Here is a 22415-nt window from a genome sequence, read left to right on the forward strand (position 1 = left end):
ACGCTTCATTTCAATTCAGGCTGCACAAGTAGTTGGAGTCCTTTCACATAATTAGTAATAAGACGTTTCACACGCGTTTGTTTTAATTTCCGCCCATTAAAGCGACACTCATACTGCAGTACGTCACCATCCTCCGCCACCAACATAATCAGATCATAATAGTTCAAAATATCGTCCGATATTTTGAACAATTGCTGTTCGCCGTACAACGGAATAATTTCCTTTTCTTTCCTTTTAAACTTCATTTGATCCATGTGTTCGATAGAAAACGATCGTTGTGAATTCTCAGCTTCAGTTTGCTCGTACACATTCCGGAACAGATCTGTCAAGGTGTGGTGTTGCTGAAAATTGAATCTTACAGCCGTAACCCTCCTGGTTTCTCCAATCGATATATGCACGTCAATAGCTGATTGTTCTGATAACGTGTGAAGCAAGTAAGCAAACATAGCAGAAGCAAGCACATGTATGCTGTAGCCTTCCGCAAATGCAATTGCTCGTATGTCTTTAACTAAGGCAACTGGAAGCGTAAAACGGTGTGCCATCATTTCATATCCATCATCTTCGTGAAAAAAACTCCCATCAATTGAGAACGTTTCCAACTCGACAGCATCTTTTCTGATAATGCTCGCCCACTCATGGATGCTTGTATAGGAGTAGAGGCTGGAAATGGGCAACCTGTCAGGATATGCTTCATCTATAGCTTGATGAATCTGCGTCACTTTTAACGAATCAAATCCTGCTTCAGCGAGATTATCAGTTATACCAACGTTTATGAGCCCAGTGACGGATTCAACGATTTCAATTAAGTTTTGTTCAAGCTGATCACGAGCCGATTGGACTTTTTTGCTTTCCTTAACTTGGTTTATCATACTTCGAATGGATTGCTCCGTTATACTAAACTCACCCGCTTCATATCGTTCTCGAAGCCTATACCGCTGAAATTTCCCGCTTGTTGTTTTGGGAATCTGTTTAATCGGGAGCACCGATTGCAGTTCAATTCCCATTCTCTGCTGAATATGTGCCTTGGCTTCAAGCACCATTGGAATGAAAGAATGTACATCCTTTTTATAAAGAATGAACATGACTACACTCTCAGATCCTGTACGTGTATTGGACACACCGCATACCGTAACTTTACCTAATTCGAAAGACTCCAGTTCCTCGGTTACACGCTCGATATCATGCGGATAAATATTCTGACCATTAATGAAAATGATGTCTTTGCTTCTTCCCGTAATCACCAACGCACCATTGTTCATAAATCCGATATCTCCAGTTCGCAGCCAGCCATCTGAAGTTATCGTGCCTTCCGTTGCCACAGGATTGTTATAATAACCTTTTGTTACACTTAAGCCTTTAATCTGGATGCTACCCAGAATCAAATCACTGACCGGTTGGTCTTGATCATCACAAATGCGAACCTCACAATATTGAATTGGCTTGCCGACTTCAACAAACGACACAGCATGTTCGTCATGAAGCTCTGTTTCGATAAAAGGTTTGCCTGTCTCCAGATATCGTCTGTCCAGCACATAAGTCTTTAAATCACCTACCTCACCGAAGGAAACTCCAACTGTTGCCTCAGCAAGGCCATAAGCTGTCAACATCGTATTCGAAGCAAGTCCATATGGACTCATCTCCTCCAGAAAGTGGAGACAAAGTGATGGAGATATCGGCTCAGCGCCGTTCATGATAAAACGTACAGAAGAAAGATCTGTGGCTTCAAAAGTCAGTGGGTTGTATGAATCCAAAAGATATTTATAAGCAAAATTAGGAGCATATAGTTGAGTGGCTCGATGTTCAGCCGTTTTGGTTAACCATAATGTAGGATGGCGGATAAATAAGGAAGTAGGCATAATGAACTGTTGCAGACCCATGAAGGTGCTTGTGAGATGAAATGCAATCAGACCCATATCGTGGGTCAAAGGCAGCCAGCTTAAGGAACGGTCTGCAGAGGAGACTCCGTTTGCAATATTGATTGCTTCTATATTTTTCATGACATTGCGGTGTGTTATTACTACGCCCTTAGTCTGGCCTGTTGAGCCGGAGGAAAATTGGATAAAGGCGATATCGTCAGGATTAATCGTGGCTTCGAGACCCTCGTTTCGGGGTGGTCCTTGCCCATTGAACTTATCCTGTATTACAAAAATTCGATCGTGCATTTGACTGTGGATCTCTTCTAATCCATTCTTGAGCGCAAACTTTTCCAGGCTTGGTGTGAGATCCTGATCGGCAGCAATGAACGGATGATTTAACGTATTCCATACGTTGTAGAGCTTCATTCGTTGTTCTTGATTCCCGCCCACGGTTATCGGTACAGGAATAATCTTACCCAGCGTACAGGCCCAGAAGGTAACGATAAACTCTTGTTCAGAGTTCAACTGAAAAATCAATTCACTCCCTGGCCGGATACCAAATGCTTGTAGTTCTCCTAAGCGTAGTTTGGCTGACTTCAATAGGGCTTCATAGGATACAACGTTCTCATCCTTACTGCCATTCAGAAAAGTAATGCCTCTGTCTGTGACTGAACCAAGAGAGTTAAATAACTGAGCCAGGTTATCTAGCTTCATAACCGGAACACACTCCTTGTCATCTAGATTAGGTAAGGTTGCAACTTTTCATTTATAATTCTCGTTGTTTCCTGAACATTCTCCTGAATATAAAAGTGACCGCCTTCCAATTTGACAATCTCGCATTGTGAACCAGCATATCTTTTCCATCCAATCAGATCACTCGATTTCACCCGGGTATCACTTCTGCCTGTCAGCACAGTAATATCACTCTGTACCTTGAAAGACTTGGGCTGAAAATTGAATCGTTCGACAATCCTGAAATCTGCTCGAAGTGCAGGCGCGAACAACGAAAAGAGTTCTTTATTGGTAAAGATCTCATCCGATGTTCCTCCCATTCTTTGAATGGTTTCTCTGAATTCCTCGTCTGGTAAAGCATGAATGCACTCATCCTTCACAATATGTGGTGCCCGATTGCCTGAAAGCATCAGGTGTACGGGCAAACGCTCTATGGATTGTGCAAGTCGATAATATAGTTCGAGTGCCATCCAACTTCCCATGCTATGTCCGAAAATAGCATAGGGTCCAGCAATCTTTGAGGAAATAGCAGAATAAATATCATCGACGGCTTCTTCAAAACTCTCATAGAAAGACTCTCCCACACGGGAACCTCTTCCTCTTAATTCGATCGGGATAACATCAATATCAGGGCTTAAAGATGACTTCCAGCGGTGAAAAACCATTGCTGATCCACCTGCATGAGGCAAACAAAAAAGTTGAATTTTCTTCATCAGCCCTATCATTCCTTGTGTGCGTATTTTTCCGTAATTTATCATTTTACGTAAATAAATACAACATTTTCTGTGTTATTGGACACATTATGTAGATTGAATAGTTAACCGTCGATCCCCCTTGCTGTTTTTGAACTGACTCCGATGTTCCGTTGGACTTTTTCCGACTTTCTTTTTGTACATTGCACTAAATTGTGTACTTGAGCTATATCCCAGCATGGAAGTAATCTCACATATTGGCAAATCCGTCTTGGTTACATATTCCTGTGCTTTATCAACTCGAATCTGCTGCAGATATTTCAAAGGGGAGACATTGAACACCTTGGAGAACAAGTTACACAGATATACGGGATTATAGCCCACCATATCGGCCAGAAATTGCAGCGTAATCGGTTTTTCATAATTGTTTTGAATATATTTGCAGATCATAACCAGGTTCCGTTTTACCGAGTCTTCCCGATCGGTTTCCGGACGCATCATATTTGTCAGATTGGTTTGATAGTAACCCGAATAGACTTTAAAGAAGTCCTTTTCAGCCCATTCAATAGCTTCCTTGCTTTCTATCTTTCTATTTAGCAGGTTTACAGCCAGATCATAATGTTCGCAGTCATTTTCATTCAAGATATGACAACTCGGCAACCTTTCAAGCAAATCCGATCCAAAAATGATACCTCTCATCTTCAGAACAGGCTTATCGTAATTCTGTAATCTAATTTTATTGGCTAGCAGCACGGATCCTGCTTTGACCTCTACGGTTTTGCTAAATACACTGATTTCCAAAGCGTCCATAACTTCAAATATGGCAATCTGTCTTCGGAGAGACAAGTCAAATAAATGTTTTTTTTCACGGATGACCATATCATAAGAGACAACAGAACGTAATTGAAAATCCATATCGCCTAACCTCCTGATTGTTTTTCGGACGGTTGATTTATGTGGTATTGAACTTCTGAAGCTGATTACGGATATAATCCAATAAATCTGTTTTTTCCTCCGTCGGGATCCACTCCGTTAATCTAGCCGCAGCAATAGGGAGAACCCATCGGTGAATCTCTCGAATGTCCATAGAAGAGAGAGAGAGGTAATGATCCAAATATGCTTTACGCATCTTACTTTTGATCATTTTCAATAGAATCCGCATCGTCATCGGGGTGCCCTTAGGCAAGTTTCCATATTTCAATAGCACCAGCGTTCTTGCTACGTCTGCTGATGGACAGCCTGAAGTGCCTGTCATCCAGTCTATGATATAGTCCTCTTTTCCAGTAATGACGTTATTGGGATGAAAGTCCCCATGGCACAGGGAACTCCCCTCCGGCAAACTATTTACATAGTCCATGATCTGTTCTTTCTCCGCATCCAACAAATCAATCGCACTTGCTATGTTATTCTTCATAACCGATTTTTGCTTTTGGTTTATTTGCTCACCTGACTGCTGATGTATTTGATAATGCAAAGCTGCCATTTGTCTGGCTCTGCTTTCGATAGACCACGGTTTAAACATCATCTCTTCCAGAAGCGTTCTTCCGTTGACTAACTCAAATATGATGCCTTTGCGATGATCCATCGTTATCATATCGATTGTCCTTGGACATTTAACCCCAAGTTCCATTACGATTCGAGCATTATCATACTCATGCTGAATCGCTTCTTCAGAGAAATCCTCTCTGAAGAGCTTTAAAATTGAAGTTTCATCCTGTCTGAATATTTCCGCTGTCTGTCCTTGTCCAATCCTTTTCAACACTAATCAACTCCGTATCTTTCCCAGATGAATAAACTACAACATTAAAGAACCTAATGATAAAACCCTTTTTTCATAGCATAATGAATGATTCTGCCTATTGCAAAAAAAGGGCTTCACTTTAGGTTCTGTGATAAGGAATCTAAACGTTTCGATTCGCGATATCCTTTGCTTTTTCCGCTTTGGTTGAACGTCTCATTTCACGACGATGAGTGACGACCTCCTGCGTGGCAATCAAAATTTCGTGCATCTGTGTTGTACCTTCTATAATCTCGTTAATTCTGGCGTCTCGATAATATCTTTCGACAGGGTAGTCTCGATGGCACCCGTTGGCTCCATGGATTTGAACTGCATCACTAGCTACTTTGTTAACCATTGTTGACGCGAAATACTTGGCTGTCCACGTCTCCATAATGCTTTCGGGATCTCCTACGTCTCGTAGATAGCCCGCTCTGTAACACAGCATTCGTGCTGCTTTTATATTTACGGACATCTCGGTAATCATTTTCTGTATCATCTGATTTTCACGAATGGCTCTTCCGAATTGCATTCTTGAATTCGCATAGTGAACAGAAGCATCCAGACAAGCCTTGGCCAAACCTACACAGCCACAGGCAATGGTATACCTTCCATAGTCCAAACAAGGCAAGGCAACATGAGATAAACCCATACCAACTTGACCAAGTAAATTTTCTTTGGGAATACGACAATGTTCCATATGCAGTTCCGCGATCATGGATGCTCTTGCGCCTAGCAAACCGCTCATGGGTTCAACACTGAATCCAATGGCATCTCTCTCCACAATAAAAGCTGTCGGCTTATTTTCGCACTGGGCCAGAATTAAAAATACGTCTGCTAGCTGTCCCATCGTAATCCATTTTTTATGACCGTTAAGTATGTACTCCTCTCCATCCAGCACCGCAGTTGTTTCGATACTTTTGGCATCGCTTCCAACACTTGGTTCCGTCAATCCAAATGATCCGAGGGAGGCCCCTACAGCCAGCTTCGGCAACCAGTACTCTCTTTGGGATGCTGTTCCCCATCGCAAAATGGCTAAACCAACCATTCCTTGAACCGTTAATAGACTTCGTACAGAGGAGCACCCGCGGCCAACCTCTTCATTGAGAATGCCGATCGATATATTGTCTAGTTCCATCCCACCGTACTCCTTAGGCAGCATTGAACCCAGATAACCTGCTTCCGTAATTTTTGTAAGCAATTCAGGATGAATTCGCTCTTCACTATCATTCAGACTTGCATATGGAATAATTTCATTGTCCACGAAGTCCTTGAATTGTTCCTGCCACATCAATTGTTCTGCGTTTAATTCTACCTTCATCACATATCACTCCTGATTTTAAAGTTATAAGTGCATTAAATGGAACCTGAATATTGCGCTCATTTGACTAGACGTTGTTAACTCCTACGCATAGACTCATTCGAAACTTCAAAATTAAGACACATGCGTAAGCTGTCTTTCAAATGTTGCAGTGTTGTAAAGTTCTCCAATTCAAGATACTCATCTTCCATCTCAATATTGAATTCATTCTCCAAAGCAATGATCAGCTTAATGAATGAGATGGAGTTTAATCCCAGAACCCGTAAATCTTGATCTAATGCACTAACATCCAGCTTTTGTTCAGAAAACATTTCCACAACCTGATAAAATTGAATATCAAATTGATCTTGAGCCACAGGATACTCTTGCAAAAAGATTCCTCCTCTTGTGAGACATGTGATTCTTCAAAATCTTGCTAGTAGTAACGTTTCTGTGGTCAGAATTTGTCTTGAACGTTGACCGTTCTACGAAATGGATGATGGGAACAGAACCGAAATCAGACAAGAACAGACAAGGAATATCTAGGAAAATGCCACACCCAAAAGGCCTACATTTTGTAAATATTCCATTTATTCTCTGACTCTGATACTATCATAATTTTCCTGATTCAGGCAATGAGGTTTTCCATGTATTCACAAATATTTAATGTTTCTACCATATCCAAATCTGCACTCGGATGATGTCGGAGCACCTTTCCCATGAAACAAAAAAAAGCATCACCCGCGGAATAAATTCCGTATGGAAATACTTTTTTTAAAACTACACTATAGGCTACTACATTTTTTGCAAAATACCTTTAACCAGGTCGATAAACGTTGTTTTCACTTTGGCTGCCACCTCAATAACCTCATCATGGCTGAGAGGCTGATCCAGAATGCCACACGCCATGTTTGTCAGACAGGAGATTCCTAGCACCTTCATGCCACCATGAATGGCAACAATGGCTTCTGGTACGGTAGACATCCCTACGGCGTCCGCGCCCATCGTGCGGATCATGCGAATCTCAGCAGGTGTTTCATAAGCTGGGCCACTCCACCATGCATATACTCCTTGTTGCAGGCTTACATTATGCTCTTCGGCAACCTGTAGTGCGATACTACGCAACTCACGATTGTATACTTGAGACACATCCGGAAAGCGCACGCCCAGATCAGCATTGTTTGTTCCAATCAGCGGATTGTTACCAACCAGATTGATATGATCGGTAATCAACATGAGCTGGCCCGGTTCAAAACCGGTGTTGACCGCGCCACAAGCGTTAGTGACGATCAGTTGTTCAACGCCCAGTGCCTTCATAATGCGAACCGGGAACGTGACTTCATCCAAAGTGAAACCTTCATAGTAGTGAAGGCGGCCTTTCATAGCCACAACCGTCTGCCCCATTAATTCTCCAATCACCAATTCATTGGCATGTCCAATGGCTTCGGATTGAGCAAAATACGGAATTTCTGTATAAGGGATCACCGTTGCATTCTCAATCTCGTCCGCAAGTGCTCCCAGTCCTGAACCCAGAATCATACCTATCACTGGCTTGGTGTTGATGCGGTTAAATATGTAATCGCGTGCTTCCTGAATGTGTGCTGATTGATGCATAATAAAGTCCTCCTGATAATCTGAATTGATATTACATATACCCTATTTATAAGCGTTACTTATCAAGTGTAATGAACAACGGCTCGGATGTAAATGGGTGTCCTCATTCTGTCTTCAATACACAAATCCGACAAGCTTTGTTAGGCTGTAACTCCAGACTGCAACGCGCCAAAGTAAGGCTTCAACATCGTTTCGAAATTTGCGTCTTGTTCTTCAATCTGCTCAACATACGTCCACAATAAACGTTCTTCTGTGTCGATGTTTATTACCTCAAACTCTATCTGCCGAGAGGCCCATATCGTGACCTGCCCCATAGCTCTCTCCGATTCATGAACATATCCAATGAAAGGATCGGGAGTACACTCCTTCTCATTTTCAGGATTTCCTTTTCTCTCTTCCGTAGAGATCTGGAGCACCTGCAGTTGTTCCTGTTTACGTTGCATCCAGCATCGGAATGAATCCAGCGAAAACGGTCGTGACAGCAATCCAGCACCTCCTCTCCAAAATTGTACACCAAATAGCCAATCCTCTGCCGGGACCGGCTCCATGGTACCATATGCTAATTCAGCGTATGACTCCCTCTACGCTTATACCAGTCTATCCCCATCATCAAGATAAACATCCAGAACGCAAATATTAGAGGTTTACCGATCCTTCCCTCTCCGAAAATAAAATAGGCCATTGCGAAATTTCCGATAAATGTTAACGCATTATTACGGATACTTTCCATCTTATTCAACTCCATCTTGAATTCAATTTATAACTCTTCAAGATATATCGTTTCGGCTCGATCTTCATTCCATTGAACCGCTGACGCACAAGACTACTCTATATTATTGAAAATTATAACATATACAGCGAATGACTGGATCTCATTTTCTTTTCATTTTGCTCATACATGCATATACCAAAAAAGCCGACCACATTCGGCCGACTTCTTTAGATGCTACGATAATTCGTTTCCTAACGATGATAACTCATCCTTACTGCTTCTTACTATTCCTTCACACTACCCAGTTGCAATCCGTGTACAAAGTACTTCTGCAAGAACGGATACACGACGAGGATTGGCAATGCTGCAACAATGGTGATCGCTGCCCGAATCGATATCGGCGTAACCATGTTACGCGCTTGCCCCATATCTGCCCCGCTGGATACCGCAGCACTGCTGTTGGTGTTCATAGAAGAGGACAGCAGTTTCATCAACTCGTACTGCAACGTGCTCAGGTTTTGCTTGGATGAAGCGTACAGGAACGTATCAAACCAAGAGTTCCATTGCCCTACCGCAATGAACAACGCGACCGTTGCAAGTACAGGCTGACACAACGGTAAAATGATCGACATAAACGTTCTGAAATCACCCGCACCATCAATCTTGGCTGACTCAATCAGTCCTTCAGGCAACGTCTGGATATACGTCCGAATAACGATCATGTTAAACGCACTGATCAGACCCGGAATGATGTATACCAGGAAGTTGTTAAGCAAATGCAAATCTTTGATCAGGAAGTATGTTGGAATGAGACCTGCACTGAAATACATGGTCAATACAACGATAATCGTGATCGGTTTGCGCAGAATATAGTCTTTGCGGCTCAGCGTATATGCCAGCATGGAAGTGAGGAACAAGCTGAGAACAGTACCTAGTACAGTTCTGGCAACCGAGACCCCAAAAGCCGCGAATATGGTTCCACCCGCAAATACAGCTTTGTAGTTTTGGGTAGTCCACTCCCTCGGCAACAGATAGATTCCGCCCCGAATCGTATCGTTACCCGCATTAAAAGAAATAGCCAGAGTGTTCAAAAATGGATATAAGGTTACTACTGCAATAAAAATCATCAGCAAGCCGTTAAATGTGTGGAAGACAATCGGCTCAACTCGAGATTTGTTTATTCCCATCGATGTGTCCTCCTCATATTAATCGGTCTTCGCCGAATCGTTTGGATATTGAGTTAGCTGCAAATATCAGGGTGATACTGACGACCGTTTTGAATATACCAGCTGCGGTAGCTAGTGAATAGTTACCGATCTGTAGCCCGTATTTCAAGACAAAGATGTCAATGGTCTGAGACCAGTCAACAACGACACCATTTCCAAGCAAGTACTGTACTTCGAATCCGGCTTCCAGAATCCATCCCATGTTCATAATCAACAAGATAATGACGATGGACTTGATGCCAGGCAACGTAACATACAACATTTTTTTATACCGGTTAGCTCCATCAATCTCAGCCGCTTCATAGAGTGAAGGGTCAATGGAAGTGATCGCAGCCAGATAGATGATTGCATTCCAGCCGACTTCTTTCCATACGTGTGATGCACCGACAATACCCCAGAAATACTCTGGAACGCTGAGCCACATAATAGGTTCTTTAATAAATCCGAGCTTCATCAGCACCACGTTCACAATCCCGCCATCAACCGATAACGAACTGGCTACGATGCCCGTAACGATGATCCATGACAGAAAGTGAGGCAGATATGAGATCGTTTGAATCGTGCGCTTGTACAGCTTGTGTTTGATTTCATTCAGCAAAATCGCAAAAACAATGGCTGTTACAAAGCCAAGAATCATGTTAATTAAACTCATCGCGATCGTATTGCGAAGCACGTTCAGAAACGCGTCGTCCGTAAGCAGAAACTTGAAGTGCTTAAGTCCGACCCACTCCTGTTGCGAGAATTTCTTCGCTGGACTGTAATTCTGGAACGCCATAACCCAGCCCCAGATCGGATAATACGAGAAAACCAAAATATAAGCGACGATGGGCAGAGACATAAACATCAGTTGTTTTTGACTACGCAGGCGCTTCATCAGAGGCGTCTTGGTCACAACGGTTGGAGCAGATTTTTCCTGTATGGCTCCCGGCGTATTCGCCATCTTTCACTCCTCCTATCAACGTACAGCGGATTTTAGGGATGAATTGCTCAGAAGGCACAAGGCATGATTTACATCCATGCACCTGGCACCTTCCGAGCTAATTCAACAACCGCTTTTATTTATTTCACGGTCCAGTTCTGAATCCGCCATTGTAATTGCTCATTGATTCGGTCTTCATACGCTTTCACGTTGATTTTCTTGTAAGCATCCACATACTCGCTCCAGATCGAATCAAATTGATCTGAATTGGACATGATCGCTCTAGGCAAGTACTTCAGCGATGTATCGGTCATTTGTTTGTTGGCTACCGAAGCATCTGAACCTTCTTTCAAGTCCACTTGCCATGCTGGATAATACACTGGGTTTTCAGGTGCAGGAGAGAAGAAATCACTCCATGTTTTGAAACCGTATGCATCCAGCAATTCTTTATCCTCTTTCTTCAAGCCATCATAAAATTCTTCAGGCTGATTGGTTGCACCGATCGCGTTGCCATCCGAGAAAGTACCTTCCATTTTCGGTGCTGCACCGTAGAAGCCTTCTGCTTTGTTAGCCAGTTTCCATGCCGGGTCTTCCTGTTGAAGACGTTGTTCAGGCGTACGATAGAATCTTCCTTTATCGTTGACCATGTAGTCTACGCCCTCTTCACCCCAAGACAGCAACTTTTGGTACTTTTCATCCATCAACTTATCCAGGAATTTCAGGATTGCAACAGGATCTTTAGCATCTTTACTGATACCAAAACCGTTGTTCAAGTTGATAACCGGACGATCCAGGTAGTGATCCTTGATGCTTGTGTCATATACAAGTGGGAAACCAACATACGTTTCACCAATTTTGTTCTGAGCTACGAGCGGATCTTCACCTTGTTGGAAGTTCCAGTGCTGGTCAAACATACCGACAACGCGTCCAGAAGAGATTTTAGCCAGATACTGGTCATAGTTCTGAACGAAAGCTTCTTTATCAAGCAGTCCTTCGTTATAGAGACTGTTCAGCTCTTTATAATATCTTTTCGAAATATCTTTATCCGCGAATACGCTTGCAACACCTTTATCATCAACCACAACCCCGCCATCATTCGGATGACCTGTCAAGTGCTCTGGCGGATTGAGCAGTGGGAAGGTTCTCCAGTCGGAAGCCAAAGTTGTGAAACCAATTGTTGGCTGTCCATCCGCTGTTGTTGGATGCTTTGCAGTATAATCCCGAATCAGTTTCATATACTCATCAAGCGTTTTCGGTGTTGGATATCCGGCTTCTTTCAGTACCTGTTTTTGAATCCAAAACGCAGGACCGGAATAGTAGTTACTGATGAACTCACCCGTATATACACCGTAGTTTGGCAACCAGTAAATATGTCCATCACTGGAATCTTTCATCCGTTCCCAGTCTTTTGCGTAATGCTTTTTGAGATTTGGAGCATGTTGCTCGATCAGATCCTCCAGTGGAATAACCGCGCCAGCCGCAACCAGTTTGGTATCTGCAGTAATCAAATCCGGGTATTCTCCACCCGCGACCATAACACCCAGCTTCTGTTGCAAGTCACCAACCAGAAACTCCATGTTCAGTTTGACACCCAGCTCATCTTCAATCTTTTTGTAGATGCGATTATCCGCTGCCGGTGCCTGATTTGGTGTACCAATAAATGCCGAGATGTTTAATACTTCCTTACCATCGGGTGTCGTCGTTTTAGCCTCTTCTCCGCTGCATCCTGCCAGTGCCAGAGTTAATGCCAGAACGAGAGAAACGGAACCCCAAAGTTTCTTTTTCTTCAATCCCCCCATGTATTGCGCCTCCTTGGAAGTGGTTTGCCTTACTGATTTCATTATGAGGAAATGTATGCGGTTTCAAAATAAACAGATTTAAGCATCTCCCCCCCTTAATTGCAGGAGCTCTTAAACCGCATCATACCTCCTTATATTCGCTCTACTTAGTATGCTTAAGGCGATACTCAGCCGGTTTCAGCCCTGTTCTTCGCTCAAATTGTTTTAGAAAATGCTGGTAGCTTTTATAACCAACCTGTTCTGCAATCGCACATGAAGCGTCATCCGAATCTCTGAGCAGCCTTATCGCTTCCTCTATCCTTAGGTCATGAACCATATCGAGGACACCCTTGCCATATTTGCGCATAAAAGATTGGCCCAGATGCACAGGGTGCATGAAGAATCGTTCGGCCAGCTCCTTAATAGTAAAGGTCTCTCTAAAATGCTCTTGCAAATACTCAGCTACCATCGCCTGTGTTCCGCCGAGCTGTTTATGACGAAGAGAGGATGCCACTGCTTGACACGTCAGGCAAAATTTTTCCAGCATACTCGCTGATTTCTCAATATTCCAGTGATACCGGTCATCGGAGTAAAGGGCTGTATCTAGCAATAGATCCTTCGTTTCCCCCCCAAGCTCCTTGCACAGAGAAAAACCACGGAATAAAATCTGAGTCATGAATATGTGTACAAATTCAGGTGCAGTTTGGTTCATTACAAATTGATCGAAGGCTTCCCTAATAGACAGACTGAGCTGTTCTGGCGAACCGTTCTCCAGATGCTCCATAATAAGATCCACTTCACGGAGAGATTCGGGATTAAACCTTAGACGTTGTTCCTGGAGATCTTCGGCGAATAGCAAATTTCCCTCGTGCAGAAACAAAAAACGCTCCGTTTCGACAGCCATACTTCTAGAAAGAGATAAGGCTTCTGGTTGCTGCACAGGTAGACCTACGGCACACTGTACTCCGTCTGGAACAACTTCATTCAAGGCAGATAACAGCCTTTCTGCAAAATCCCGATGAGCTCTTCCTTGCCCTGTTTCTGGCCCCGAAGAACCTTCGCCCCATACGATACCGCAGCAATCCAGTTCATTTTCCACCACATAACAGCATGATTCACCGCTCACGGTCTCATGAATCAACGAGCGAACCTGACCAGAATCAGCACGCTGAAATCTTACTTTCACATACGTCCACTTCTGAACTTGTTCATACAAATGAGCGATATCGTGAGCCATCTGTTCTGCATCCTCAACTTCCTGTCCGGTGACCAGTGTAGTCAAAACATGCCGAGTTTCTTGTACTTTGGCTTGTTCTCGAACACTGTCGCGCTGTTGCTTCTCCTTCAACTCCTGCGCCAGTCGCTCCAGCATATCGTCTGCTTCCACCGTATCCACAGGTTTGGTTAAATAATTGCTTACACCAAGACGAATGGCCTGCCTTGCGTAATTGAAATCGCTATAACCGCTTGTAATAACAAACATTGTGGAATCATGCCCCTGGCGGCGTGCCTCTTCAATCAATTCCAACCCGTTCATCGCTGGCATATGAATATCCGTAACAACCAGATCAGGTTTACTCGTACGGATCGCTTCGACTGCCTCTTCCCCATTGGTGCACACACCGTTAATTTCGAATCCAAATTTTCGCCAATCAATTAACAACTGCAAGCCTTCAATCGCAAACGGCTCATCATCGACCAATAATACTTTATACATCTTCCTGTCCCCCTTTGTTCATCAGTCACAGTCTATCTGTCGGAATATGGAATCCGGCTTCCGTACCGCTGCCTTTCTCACTGCGAATCGTGAACGTTGCATCCCCTTCATAAAATAATTCCAAGCGGCGATAGACATTACGAATGCCCACATGTGAACCGTCCTTCGCCTGATCCGAGCGTACATCCTGTATTAATTGCCGCAGTTTATCCTGTTCCATCCCGATCCCGTTATCGATGACCCGAATAACTAGTCCGGATTCACCTAGCTTTGCGGTAATATGAATTAATCGTCCAGTCTTGCGTGCTTGCAAACCATGTTTGCAAGCATTTTCCACCAGCGGCTGAATACTCATGCGTGGAATACGTTTGCCCGCAGCCTTTGGGTCAATATCTAGAGTATAATCAAACAACTCTCCGAACCTGAACTTCTCAATTTGAAGATAAAGTGTTGTAAATTGTAACTCCTCTTCGAGTGGGATCAGATTGTCTGATCTGCTAAGCAACTGTCTCATGAGTAAAGATAAGCTTTTAATAATTTCGGATACTTCGGTGTAGCCGTTTTTAGTACTCACGACGAGTAGTGCGTTCAGTGTATTAAACAGAAAGTGTGGATTCATCTGGCTCTGGAGCATAGATAACTCCGTTCGGACTTGATCCAGTTCCAGATCCTTGTGTCTGATTTCCAATTTGTATACGTCATTAATCAGAGAATGGATTTTGCTAATCATCATATTAAACGTGCGAATTAACCCACCAATCTCGTCCCGTCCTTCCTGGATTTCAATCAGGTCAAAACGTTCATTTCTCACTTTCTCCATATGCCGTGACAATTTACGGATACGGTAATGGTACGAACGCAAAATAAAGTAAATGAGCACCGATGGTACGATGACACTGATAATTGCCAGCCACAAAATGGAATTACGCGCTTCGTCCAACAACTGATCCACATGCCGCGTATCCGCAACCCCGATCAGCTTCCAGCCGTCCAGATAAGCCAGATTACCAAGAGACTTCTCCATGATATATTCGGAATTCACATCGGAAGACCATCCCTCTACCGGGAAACGTGAACTGGAAACGACCGGACGGCTATTTCCGTCCACAAGCCTGAGCTGCAGGCTGTTCGTCTCACGATTAAGGATGCTATAAATACGGTTCACTTCGAGATCAATTTTGGAATACTTCGCATAGTTGGCGTATGAAGTAAAGGTTTTCATTTTCCCGATGACACTAATTCGTTTCCCTCGGCTAAATCCAGACTGTTCTTCGTAATCGATAACTAAAATATCACCGTTTGCTTGATTTAACTGCTCCATGCCCGGCAACGATGTCTCTTTGTCCTTCATGACGATGTAATGACTGCCCGTCTGAATCGTATCGTTATCCGTATAAATTCGGACTTCCAAAATATTAGCAGACATATACCGTGTCAATTTATCACGCAAGAACACATGATACTCGTTGTAATAATCCACAGGTGACGCGTAGGTACGATCCAGTGCTTCATACAAGGAATCATCCGCGGCAATCATACGGCTTAGCGCCACGCTTTCATCTATCATACCGACCAATTCTCCGGCGGCCCTGTCAATTGATTTGCGCAGATTTTCCTGTTCCCGCACTTTGATATCTGCAGATGTTCGTTGATAAAAAAACAGATTAATCGCAATAATCGGAAGAAGAATACTGACCACATAGATCAGCAGAAATTTATATCGAAGGGGGATGTCGTTTACGGTATGAAACGTCCTCTTTTTCTTATGCACATGATCACCCTTGGTTGTTGTTTTTATATAGAGATGGGAGCTCACCTGTAAGCGCTTTAAATTTTTCTGTAAAATACTCCGCATCATGATATCCCAATTCAAATGCAATATCTGAGATTTTCATATTGGTTCGGCGGAGCATCCTGCGTGCCTCTTCAATACGAAGACGATGAACATATTCACTGAAGCTGACTCCCATCTCACGCTTGAACTGCTGGCCTAGATAAGCCGCGTTGACATGAATGTGATTGGCGAGCTGCTGCAGTTTAATTTTGGTACGATAATGCTCTTTCAGATACTGGACAGCCTCTGCCACCAGACCACTGGAACCCGGATCCGCCTGAGCCATTGAAGCAAACGTTTCCGTAATTCGAACAAACAATTTCTTCAAGTCTCCCATGAACCAACTCTCTGTATGATGCCAGGTCCGTACTTGGAGAAGAGTCTGATCTGCTCCGATCATGTTATATCTGCGTAGCAGTTCTCCATGGATATATCTAACGGCGCTTTGAGCCCAGATCATCGCGGCCCGAGATTCTTGTATCTCCTGTAGCATATCATCGACAGTGCGAGCAACGCCTGTTACATCTCCTGCCTCGATTAATGCGATAAACTGCCGGGCGCGCGAGGCCATTTTCTCCAGATCCGCCTCATCTAGCATGCTGCCTTCATCCGTAGTTGTGTCCGGCATCTCCATGACGCCATATTGTTCTTCCGCAAGCTGGATCTCTATTTCCTGCCGCTGAGTATCCAGCGGTATGATCAGATTCCGTAATAATTCGTGAATTTCTTCTGGCACCAAAGGTTTGAGCACATATTCATTCACCCGATACCGTATCGCCTGCTGTGCATAACCAAACTCTGAATAGCCTGTTACGATCACGATCTGAGAATCATATTTTAACTCTTCACGCATGGTCCGGATCAGACCAAGTCCATCAAGCACTGGCATCTGGATATCGGTTACCACCAAATCCGGATTTACATGATTGATCAGTTCCAGTGCTTCCTCTCCGTCAGTCGCAGTTCCACACAACTCATATCCGCAGCCTTGCCAATCGATCATCGTTTTCCAGCCTTCCAGCATAAACGGCTCATCATCAGCTACAATGACCTTGTACATTGGATTCACCTGCCATTTCCCCTTTTTTTCTCCAGTATGGCATCGTACCGTCCATGTGACAATGCTATTATTCGAATATATCTGCTCTATATATAAGATACTTCAAAAAAGCCTTACAGGCTTAACCCTTTTTATGGGGTCCGCATGTAAGGCTGTAATTCCGAAACACTCAGCAGAGCGCTGTATGCTTAGCTTAAACGTATATCTAAATTGAGCCTGAAATTTTGCCTTAGCCTTCTCTTTACTTTTGCCCGAGAATGCGCCAAAATGAATCCTTCGGTTGTAGCTTGGTATCGAACACAAATGGCCAGTTTTTGCGGCCGCGTACCGGGAAATTATCCAGCCAAGTATAATGATCAGCCGCACCCCAGAATGTTACAGAAGTAATATTGGATTGATACTCCCGGAACAGCTTGAAAATCTCCTCATACCGTTTCTCCTGAAGCTCCATCATCTCAGGCGTTGGCTCTGTCAGATCGGTGCGCCGATCATCATGCTGAAACACTGATAAATCTAGTTCAGTGACATGAAGCTGCACATCTAGTGAAGCATAACGTTCAATGGCTTGACGAATCTCCTCAATGGACGGTCCGTGAATATTCCAGTGACCCTGCATGCCAATACCATGAACCGGAACCCCTTGATCCAACAGTGATCGTACCAGATTGTATATTTTCTCCCGTTTGACCGGGTTAGTCTCATTGTAATCGTTGTAAAACAGCAATGCATCAGGATCAGCTTCATGAGCCATATGGAATGCCTGTGCCAGGTAATCTTCTCCAATCAATTGCAGCCATTTTGTATCTCGCATAACCAAATCGGTCTTATCCTCAATGGCCTCGTTCACCACATCCCATGCGTAGATCTGTCCTTTGTAACGACCAACGACGGTATCGATATGCTGTTTCAACCGGGACAACATCAGTTCTCTCGAAGCAGGGCCGCCAGAAGCATCCTCAAACACCCATGCTGGCGTCTGGTTATGCCACACCAGGGTATGACCACGAACACCTATCGCCCGGCCCACTGCAAAATCAACAATCTCATCTGCTGCCTCAAACGTATATTCATGCTCTCGCGGATGAACCTCTTCAAACTTCATCTGATTCTCCGCAGTAACACTATTGTAGTGCTTCGCAATAAATTCCCCTTGGGATTGTAGCATTCTCGTATGTACTGCTGCACCTATTTTGAACGCATCGGCATAAGCAGCATGTAGGGACGGAATTTCGGTAGACATCCTGGTTCCTCCTCGCAGATTTGTTTCTTCATCATAACGGATAATGAATGCGCTTTCCCTGAACAAAATAAACTTTCTTCCCCCTGAAATTCTACCAATTTCAGCACAAAAGGAGAAATACAAGCAATATACGTTATAACTTGTCTATCTGTAGCAAAGTCACTTGCTTCACCGTACATGCCGGGCTTACTTGTTCTTCGGAGAGAACATTAAGTTTGATCAGGCTTTTCAGCTTCTGGCTGTCCACCTTGGACAGCAGCCTCCAGATCTCCGGGTCAGGCAACGATGCATACAGCTTCTGATCGTCATATTCCTTGCGGTGCTGGAGCACCATTTTCACCTTATATCCGCCTACTTCGGTCTCATATACGCCTTGCTGCGCACAGTATGCCACAATCTCATCTCTCAATAGAGATAACTGTTGTTCAATCTCTTTCTGCTGTTGTTTCAGTTCGAAGTAAGCCTGTACCTTCTGCTCCATTACTCATCACGCTCCTCTACTACCATAGGTATGCAGAAAATGTGAGTTTAAGACAGGCTTGTAGGCCACCTCGAGAAGATATTTCGAATACCGAATTCGTATTTTGGCATCCCCTTCGCGCGCGAGCAACACCCAACGTAACCAGGCCAATGCTTCAAAACCCTCTTCTTCGTCCAGCGTATTGTAGGCAATCGCTTGTAATTCAGCCCGATAAAACATTCCATACTCTTCACCGTTATAGATGTTGATTAGAAAAACAGACCATGCTGCATCATATCTCGGGTCTCCGTACTGTCCGTTGATCAAGTCTATAACGGTGTATTCGCTTCATCCTGTTGAACCCAGCGGATACTGTCAGTTGTACCACTTGTACTCACCTCACGGTCCTTCATCATGATTAGGTTCAATCAATCCTCTGCCTATAACATTAGCAGATACGGGCTCTCGGCCAAGTTCTCTTGCCCATACAGATAACTGCCCTATATGATGAATTTCATGTGCAATTACATGACGCATCACTTCGCCCCAAGCATCGATATCCACGTGTCCGTCGCTTCGGCGGGCGATGTAAGTTCTCTTTTCGAAGCTCGGCTCCCACAATAAAACAAATGCTTCTACATCTTGATGTAGCTTACGGTCCAGCTCACGAACGGCTTCGAGCGTCTGGTAGTTTGCAAAATCCTCCGCAGTATCCGGTTTTCCTTGTAGCAGTTGGAGCCAGCTCCACTCGACATCAATAATATGAAAAAAAGTCTTCAGGATACTTCCCACACCACCTGCACGCGGTCGAAGCAACTCCTCTGGCGGCAGGTCTGCACACCACGCATACCATTGTTCGCGCACGATCCAGTTGTAGCGAAAAAAGGTTTCCATACCGTAGCCTCCTATTTTGATGTACTCAGGTCATTATAGCTTCTTGATCAACTCCATATTTGCAAAATGGTTTGGTGTATGTTTTTCATCACCATAAATGCCGCCGATTTGGCTAAAACCCGATCTAAACCAGAAGCGTAAAGCTGGCCAATTTTTGAGTGCAACATTGATTCTAATCTCATCATAACCCAGAGTGGCAAGCTGCTCAGTTAAGGCAGACATCATTTCCTGGCCGTAACCTTGTTTCTGAACTCCGTTCAGAATATACAAAAACTCCAAATACAATACAGGTTCAGCAGGGTAGCCATGATATACGCTTAACATCCCGATCGTCTGATTCTCCTCAAGCGTGCGTATACTTTGAATTCTATAATTGGCTAATATACCACCCGGGGGAAGATTACCATGTTCTACGCAATTCTTAACGTAATTCGCATCGTTTTCTTGTCCATCCCATTCCTGGATATAGCGGCTTGTATCATATAGTTTCTGAAGTTCGACAATCTCGAAAGACCTCACATCTGAAATGATTAGCCTCTCTGAATTCCAGCTTGAAGGAAGATGTTTCATTATGATTCACTCCATTGATTTCTTAGTTAATCTTTTTTTGAGATAGACAATCACATGTATTCCAGCATAAATAAATAGAACATTCACGAAATATACTAGTAAATTAATATGCATATCCGATATAAACCATATCGATCCATTTGAATTAGAAATATGGTAGTCTGTCAAAAAACGCAGCGGGAACCCATACTCGGTTCGAAGTGGCCCCCCTTCCGTATGCAAAGTACCGGGAATAATCAGTACAGCTAGTGCAGCAAGCCAAGCCGACAGATTGAATATTCTTTTGTGTATCTTCATTACGTCTCCTCCTTTCCTCCTTCGCCAGATTTCCTCCGTATTAGGTTCCTTCCAGCTCTTGATCAGAATGCTATCACGTCTTGTTGATGGCGTATCACCTCGTAACATATGCCATGTCCACCACATGAGCGAACATACTCAGCACCGAATTATGATGTTCAATAATTTGCTCTGCCCGAAGCGCGCTAGAGTCCCATGTACTGTGGGCATCTCGGATCAATTGTACTTTATATCCCAAACTAAACGCTCGACGGCAAGTGGTATCCACACATAGCTCTGTCTGCATACCTGCAAGAATCAGCTCGGATACACCGAATTCCTGCAATTTCGCTTGTAGATTGGTTTCGTGAAACGAATCCGGGGTCTCTTTTTCAACAATCAGATCACCTTCATGAGGCGCAATGGACGAATGAATCTCCCATCCGGCTGTTCCGCGCTCCAGCGGGCTCCCTGTTCCTTCACTGTGCTGTATATAAATGACACGATGCCCTGCATCACGGGCCGACCCAATAAGCTCCTGAACGTTTCTTAGCAACTGCTCGCCCTGATATACCGGATCTGGCTCATCAAACATCGCCCTCTGCACATCAATAATAACCAATGCGGTAGAATCAGCCATTATGCATTCCTCCTGTTCTTATAATAAAAACAAACGGAATTGAACTTTAGTTACAGTCTTTTCTTCAACAACTGAACGAGAAAAGGCGATCTCACCAGATCGCACCTGTTCGCTAATAATTCCTTTTTCGAGTTACGCGAATATCGGTTACAACGGCAACCTTCATTCCGCTTCCTCCTCAGGAATATACATCGTCTGAATTTCCTGCACACCTTGAACAAAACCCAGATTCAGATATACCGACTCCGCCTCATTACCTTCCATCACATACAGCCGCAAAAAAGGATAGTGTCCCTTGAGCATCGTTAATGCTCTTTGTAACATCTGGGTAGCAAGTCCTCTGCCTCTATACGCAGGAATAACACCAATACTGTACACCGCTGCCTGATTGTCCTGTAGACATAACCGGCAGTTAGCGACCAGTTTTCCTGTTTCCTGATCATATACCAATGTAGATGCCTGAGTCAGAATTTCGTTCATATAGTTAGGATCTTCGTCAGGTGTAAAATCTTCTAGTGAGCTCTGTTTTCTGCGCGTTGCTTCCAGACTTCCACCGAAACTTTCCAGATCACACTGGGCAATTTCCTCTTCGTTTACATATTTGAAACCGCCTGATCCTTTTTCAATAATCACTGGACTTTTCGCGGTCATCCTTATACCCCAATCGATATCAAAATGATCCGTAGGCCGCTGCATCCAGCGACATCTGAACTCGGCTGGCCAAAATCCGGCTCTCGCAAACCAGTCGACTTGACCTGGAAGAATCTCAAATGTCAGAATACGTTTGCTGCGATCTGACCACTGCATCAATTTATGTTTCAGCAGCTTGACGATCTCAAAACCCTGCTGGAATGGCGGGATGATAAACAAATGATACATTTGGTTAGGCTCCATTCGAACACCGCCTATCTTGCTTTCTCCCCTATAAATCCAGTACGCATTGCATTTTGTGGAATTGAATTCTTCTTCCCTGAAAAATCCAACGTACCCCATATCATAATAAATGGTGCAAAATAACCCCCACTCCGTAACATCCGCAAGGCGAATTGAGTATTCATCCGACAGATCATATTGAAGTATATCTGCAGACCATTCTGTTAAATGCATAAGTCCTTCCT

22 protein-coding genes are annotated in these 22415 nt (G+C 43.8%); all 22 read right to left on the reverse strand.

Annotation, left to right across the window (positions count from 1 at the left end):
* Positions 1-5: 5 nt before the first annotated feature.
* Positions 6-2570: a non-ribosomal peptide synthetase gene (locus M3629_RS11760; protein ID WP_251506237.1), complete on the reverse strand. Its 2565-nt coding sequence runs from the start codon at positions 2568-2570 to the stop codon at positions 6-8.
* Positions 2571-2593: 23 nt separating this feature from the next.
* Entirely contained in the window at positions 2594-3301 is a 708-nt protein-coding gene (locus M3629_RS11765) for a thioesterase II family protein (protein ID WP_251506241.1), read from the reverse strand.
* A gap of 87 nt (positions 3302-3388) precedes the next feature.
* Positions 3389-4195 (reverse strand): helix-turn-helix domain-containing protein, encoded by an 807-nt coding sequence (locus tag M3629_RS11770; RefSeq protein ID WP_251506244.1) that lies wholly within the window; start codon positions 4193-4195, stop codon positions 3389-3391.
* Between the two features lie 37 nt (positions 4196-4232).
* Positions 4233-5042, reverse strand: a complete 810-nt coding sequence (locus M3629_RS11775; protein WP_251506247.1) for a phosphotransferase family protein — start codon at positions 5040-5042, stop codon at positions 4233-4235.
* A 139-nt stretch (positions 5043-5181) separates the two neighbouring features.
* The gene (locus M3629_RS11780) at positions 5182-6378 is read right to left on the reverse strand and encodes an acyl-CoA dehydrogenase family protein (RefSeq protein ID WP_251506250.1); all 1197 of its coding nucleotides are present in this window, start codon (positions 6376-6378) and stop codon (positions 5182-5184) included.
* 77 nt (positions 6379-6455) lie between these two features.
* On the reverse strand, positions 6456-6749 hold the full coding sequence (locus M3629_RS11785; RefSeq protein ID WP_251506253.1) for a phosphopantetheine-binding protein: 294 nt from the start codon (positions 6747-6749) through the stop codon (positions 6456-6458).
* Positions 6750-7152: 403 nt separating this feature from the next.
* Positions 7153-7971: a purine-nucleoside phosphorylase gene (locus M3629_RS11790; protein WP_251506254.1), complete on the reverse strand. Its 819-nt coding sequence runs from the start codon at positions 7969-7971 to the stop codon at positions 7153-7155.
* Between the two features lie 140 nt (positions 7972-8111).
* Positions 8112-8456, reverse strand: a complete 345-nt coding sequence (locus M3629_RS11795; protein ID WP_251506257.1) for a hypothetical protein — start codon at positions 8454-8456, stop codon at positions 8112-8114.
* A gap of 511 nt (positions 8457-8967) precedes the next feature.
* Positions 8968-9870 (reverse strand): carbohydrate ABC transporter permease, encoded by a 903-nt coding sequence (locus M3629_RS11800; RefSeq protein WP_090915344.1) that lies wholly within the window; start codon positions 9868-9870, stop codon positions 8968-8970.
* A gap of 13 nt (positions 9871-9883) precedes the next feature.
* Positions 9884-10783 (reverse strand): ABC transporter permease, encoded by a 900-nt coding sequence (locus tag M3629_RS11805; RefSeq protein WP_090915693.1) that lies wholly within the window; start codon positions 10781-10783, stop codon positions 9884-9886.
* Positions 10784-10968: 185 nt separating this feature from the next.
* A complete protein-coding gene (locus M3629_RS11810) occupies positions 10969-12627 on the reverse strand; it encodes an ABC transporter substrate-binding protein (RefSeq protein WP_154887671.1) in 1659 nt (552 codons plus the stop codon).
* Positions 12628-12769: 142 nt separating this feature from the next.
* Positions 12770-14323 (reverse strand): response regulator transcription factor, encoded by a 1554-nt coding sequence (locus tag M3629_RS11815; RefSeq protein WP_251506260.1) that lies wholly within the window; start codon positions 14321-14323, stop codon positions 12770-12772.
* Between the two features lie 25 nt (positions 14324-14348).
* Positions 14349-16094 carry a sensor histidine kinase gene (locus tag M3629_RS11820; protein ID WP_251506262.1) on the reverse strand — a complete coding sequence of 582 codons (1746 nt, stop codon included), beginning with the start codon at positions 16092-16094 and terminating at the stop codon, positions 14349-14351.
* A gap of 4 nt (positions 16095-16098) precedes the next feature.
* Positions 16099-17217, reverse strand: coding sequence for a response regulator transcription factor (locus tag M3629_RS11825; protein WP_251506590.1), 1119 nt, complete (start codon positions 17215-17217; stop codon positions 16099-16101).
* A 241-nt stretch (positions 17218-17458) separates the two neighbouring features.
* A complete protein-coding gene (locus tag M3629_RS11830; protein ID WP_251506265.1) occupies positions 17459-18457 on the reverse strand; it encodes an endo-1,4-beta-xylanase in 999 nt (332 codons plus the stop codon).
* 133 nt (positions 18458-18590) lie between these two features.
* Positions 18591-18938, reverse strand: a complete 348-nt coding sequence (locus tag M3629_RS11835) for a hypothetical protein (protein ID WP_251506268.1) — start codon at positions 18936-18938, stop codon at positions 18591-18593.
* 6 nt (positions 18939-18944) lie between these two features.
* On the reverse strand, positions 18945-19244 hold the full coding sequence (locus M3629_RS11840) for a hypothetical protein (RefSeq protein ID WP_251506270.1): 300 nt from the start codon (positions 19242-19244) through the stop codon (positions 18945-18947).
* A gap of 72 nt (positions 19245-19316) precedes the next feature.
* On the reverse strand, positions 19317-19811 hold the full coding sequence (locus tag M3629_RS11845; protein WP_251506273.1) for a DinB family protein: 495 nt from the start codon (positions 19809-19811) through the stop codon (positions 19317-19319).
* A gap of 33 nt (positions 19812-19844) precedes the next feature.
* Positions 19845-20381 (reverse strand): GNAT family N-acetyltransferase, encoded by a 537-nt coding sequence (locus M3629_RS11850; protein ID WP_251506276.1) that lies wholly within the window; start codon positions 20379-20381, stop codon positions 19845-19847.
* Positions 20382-20387: 6 nt separating this feature from the next.
* The gene (locus M3629_RS11855) at positions 20388-20678 is read right to left on the reverse strand and encodes a hypothetical protein (RefSeq protein ID WP_251506278.1); all 291 of its coding nucleotides are present in this window, start codon (positions 20676-20678) and stop codon (positions 20388-20390) included.
* 94 nt (positions 20679-20772) lie between these two features.
* The gene (locus M3629_RS11860) at positions 20773-21297 is read right to left on the reverse strand and encodes a cysteine hydrolase family protein (protein ID WP_251506280.1); all 525 of its coding nucleotides are present in this window, start codon (positions 21295-21297) and stop codon (positions 20773-20775) included.
* Positions 21298-21459: 162 nt separating this feature from the next.
* Positions 21460-22404, reverse strand: a complete 945-nt coding sequence (locus M3629_RS11865; protein WP_251506283.1) for a GNAT family N-acetyltransferase — start codon at positions 22402-22404, stop codon at positions 21460-21462.
* Between the last annotated feature and the right edge of the window lie 11 nt (positions 22405-22415).

The sequence above is a fragment of the Paenibacillus polysaccharolyticus genome (genome assembly GCF_023714295.1).
In the GTDB taxonomy this organism is placed as follows: domain Bacteria; phylum Bacillota; class Bacilli; order Paenibacillales; family Paenibacillaceae; genus Paenibacillus; species Paenibacillus polysaccharolyticus_A.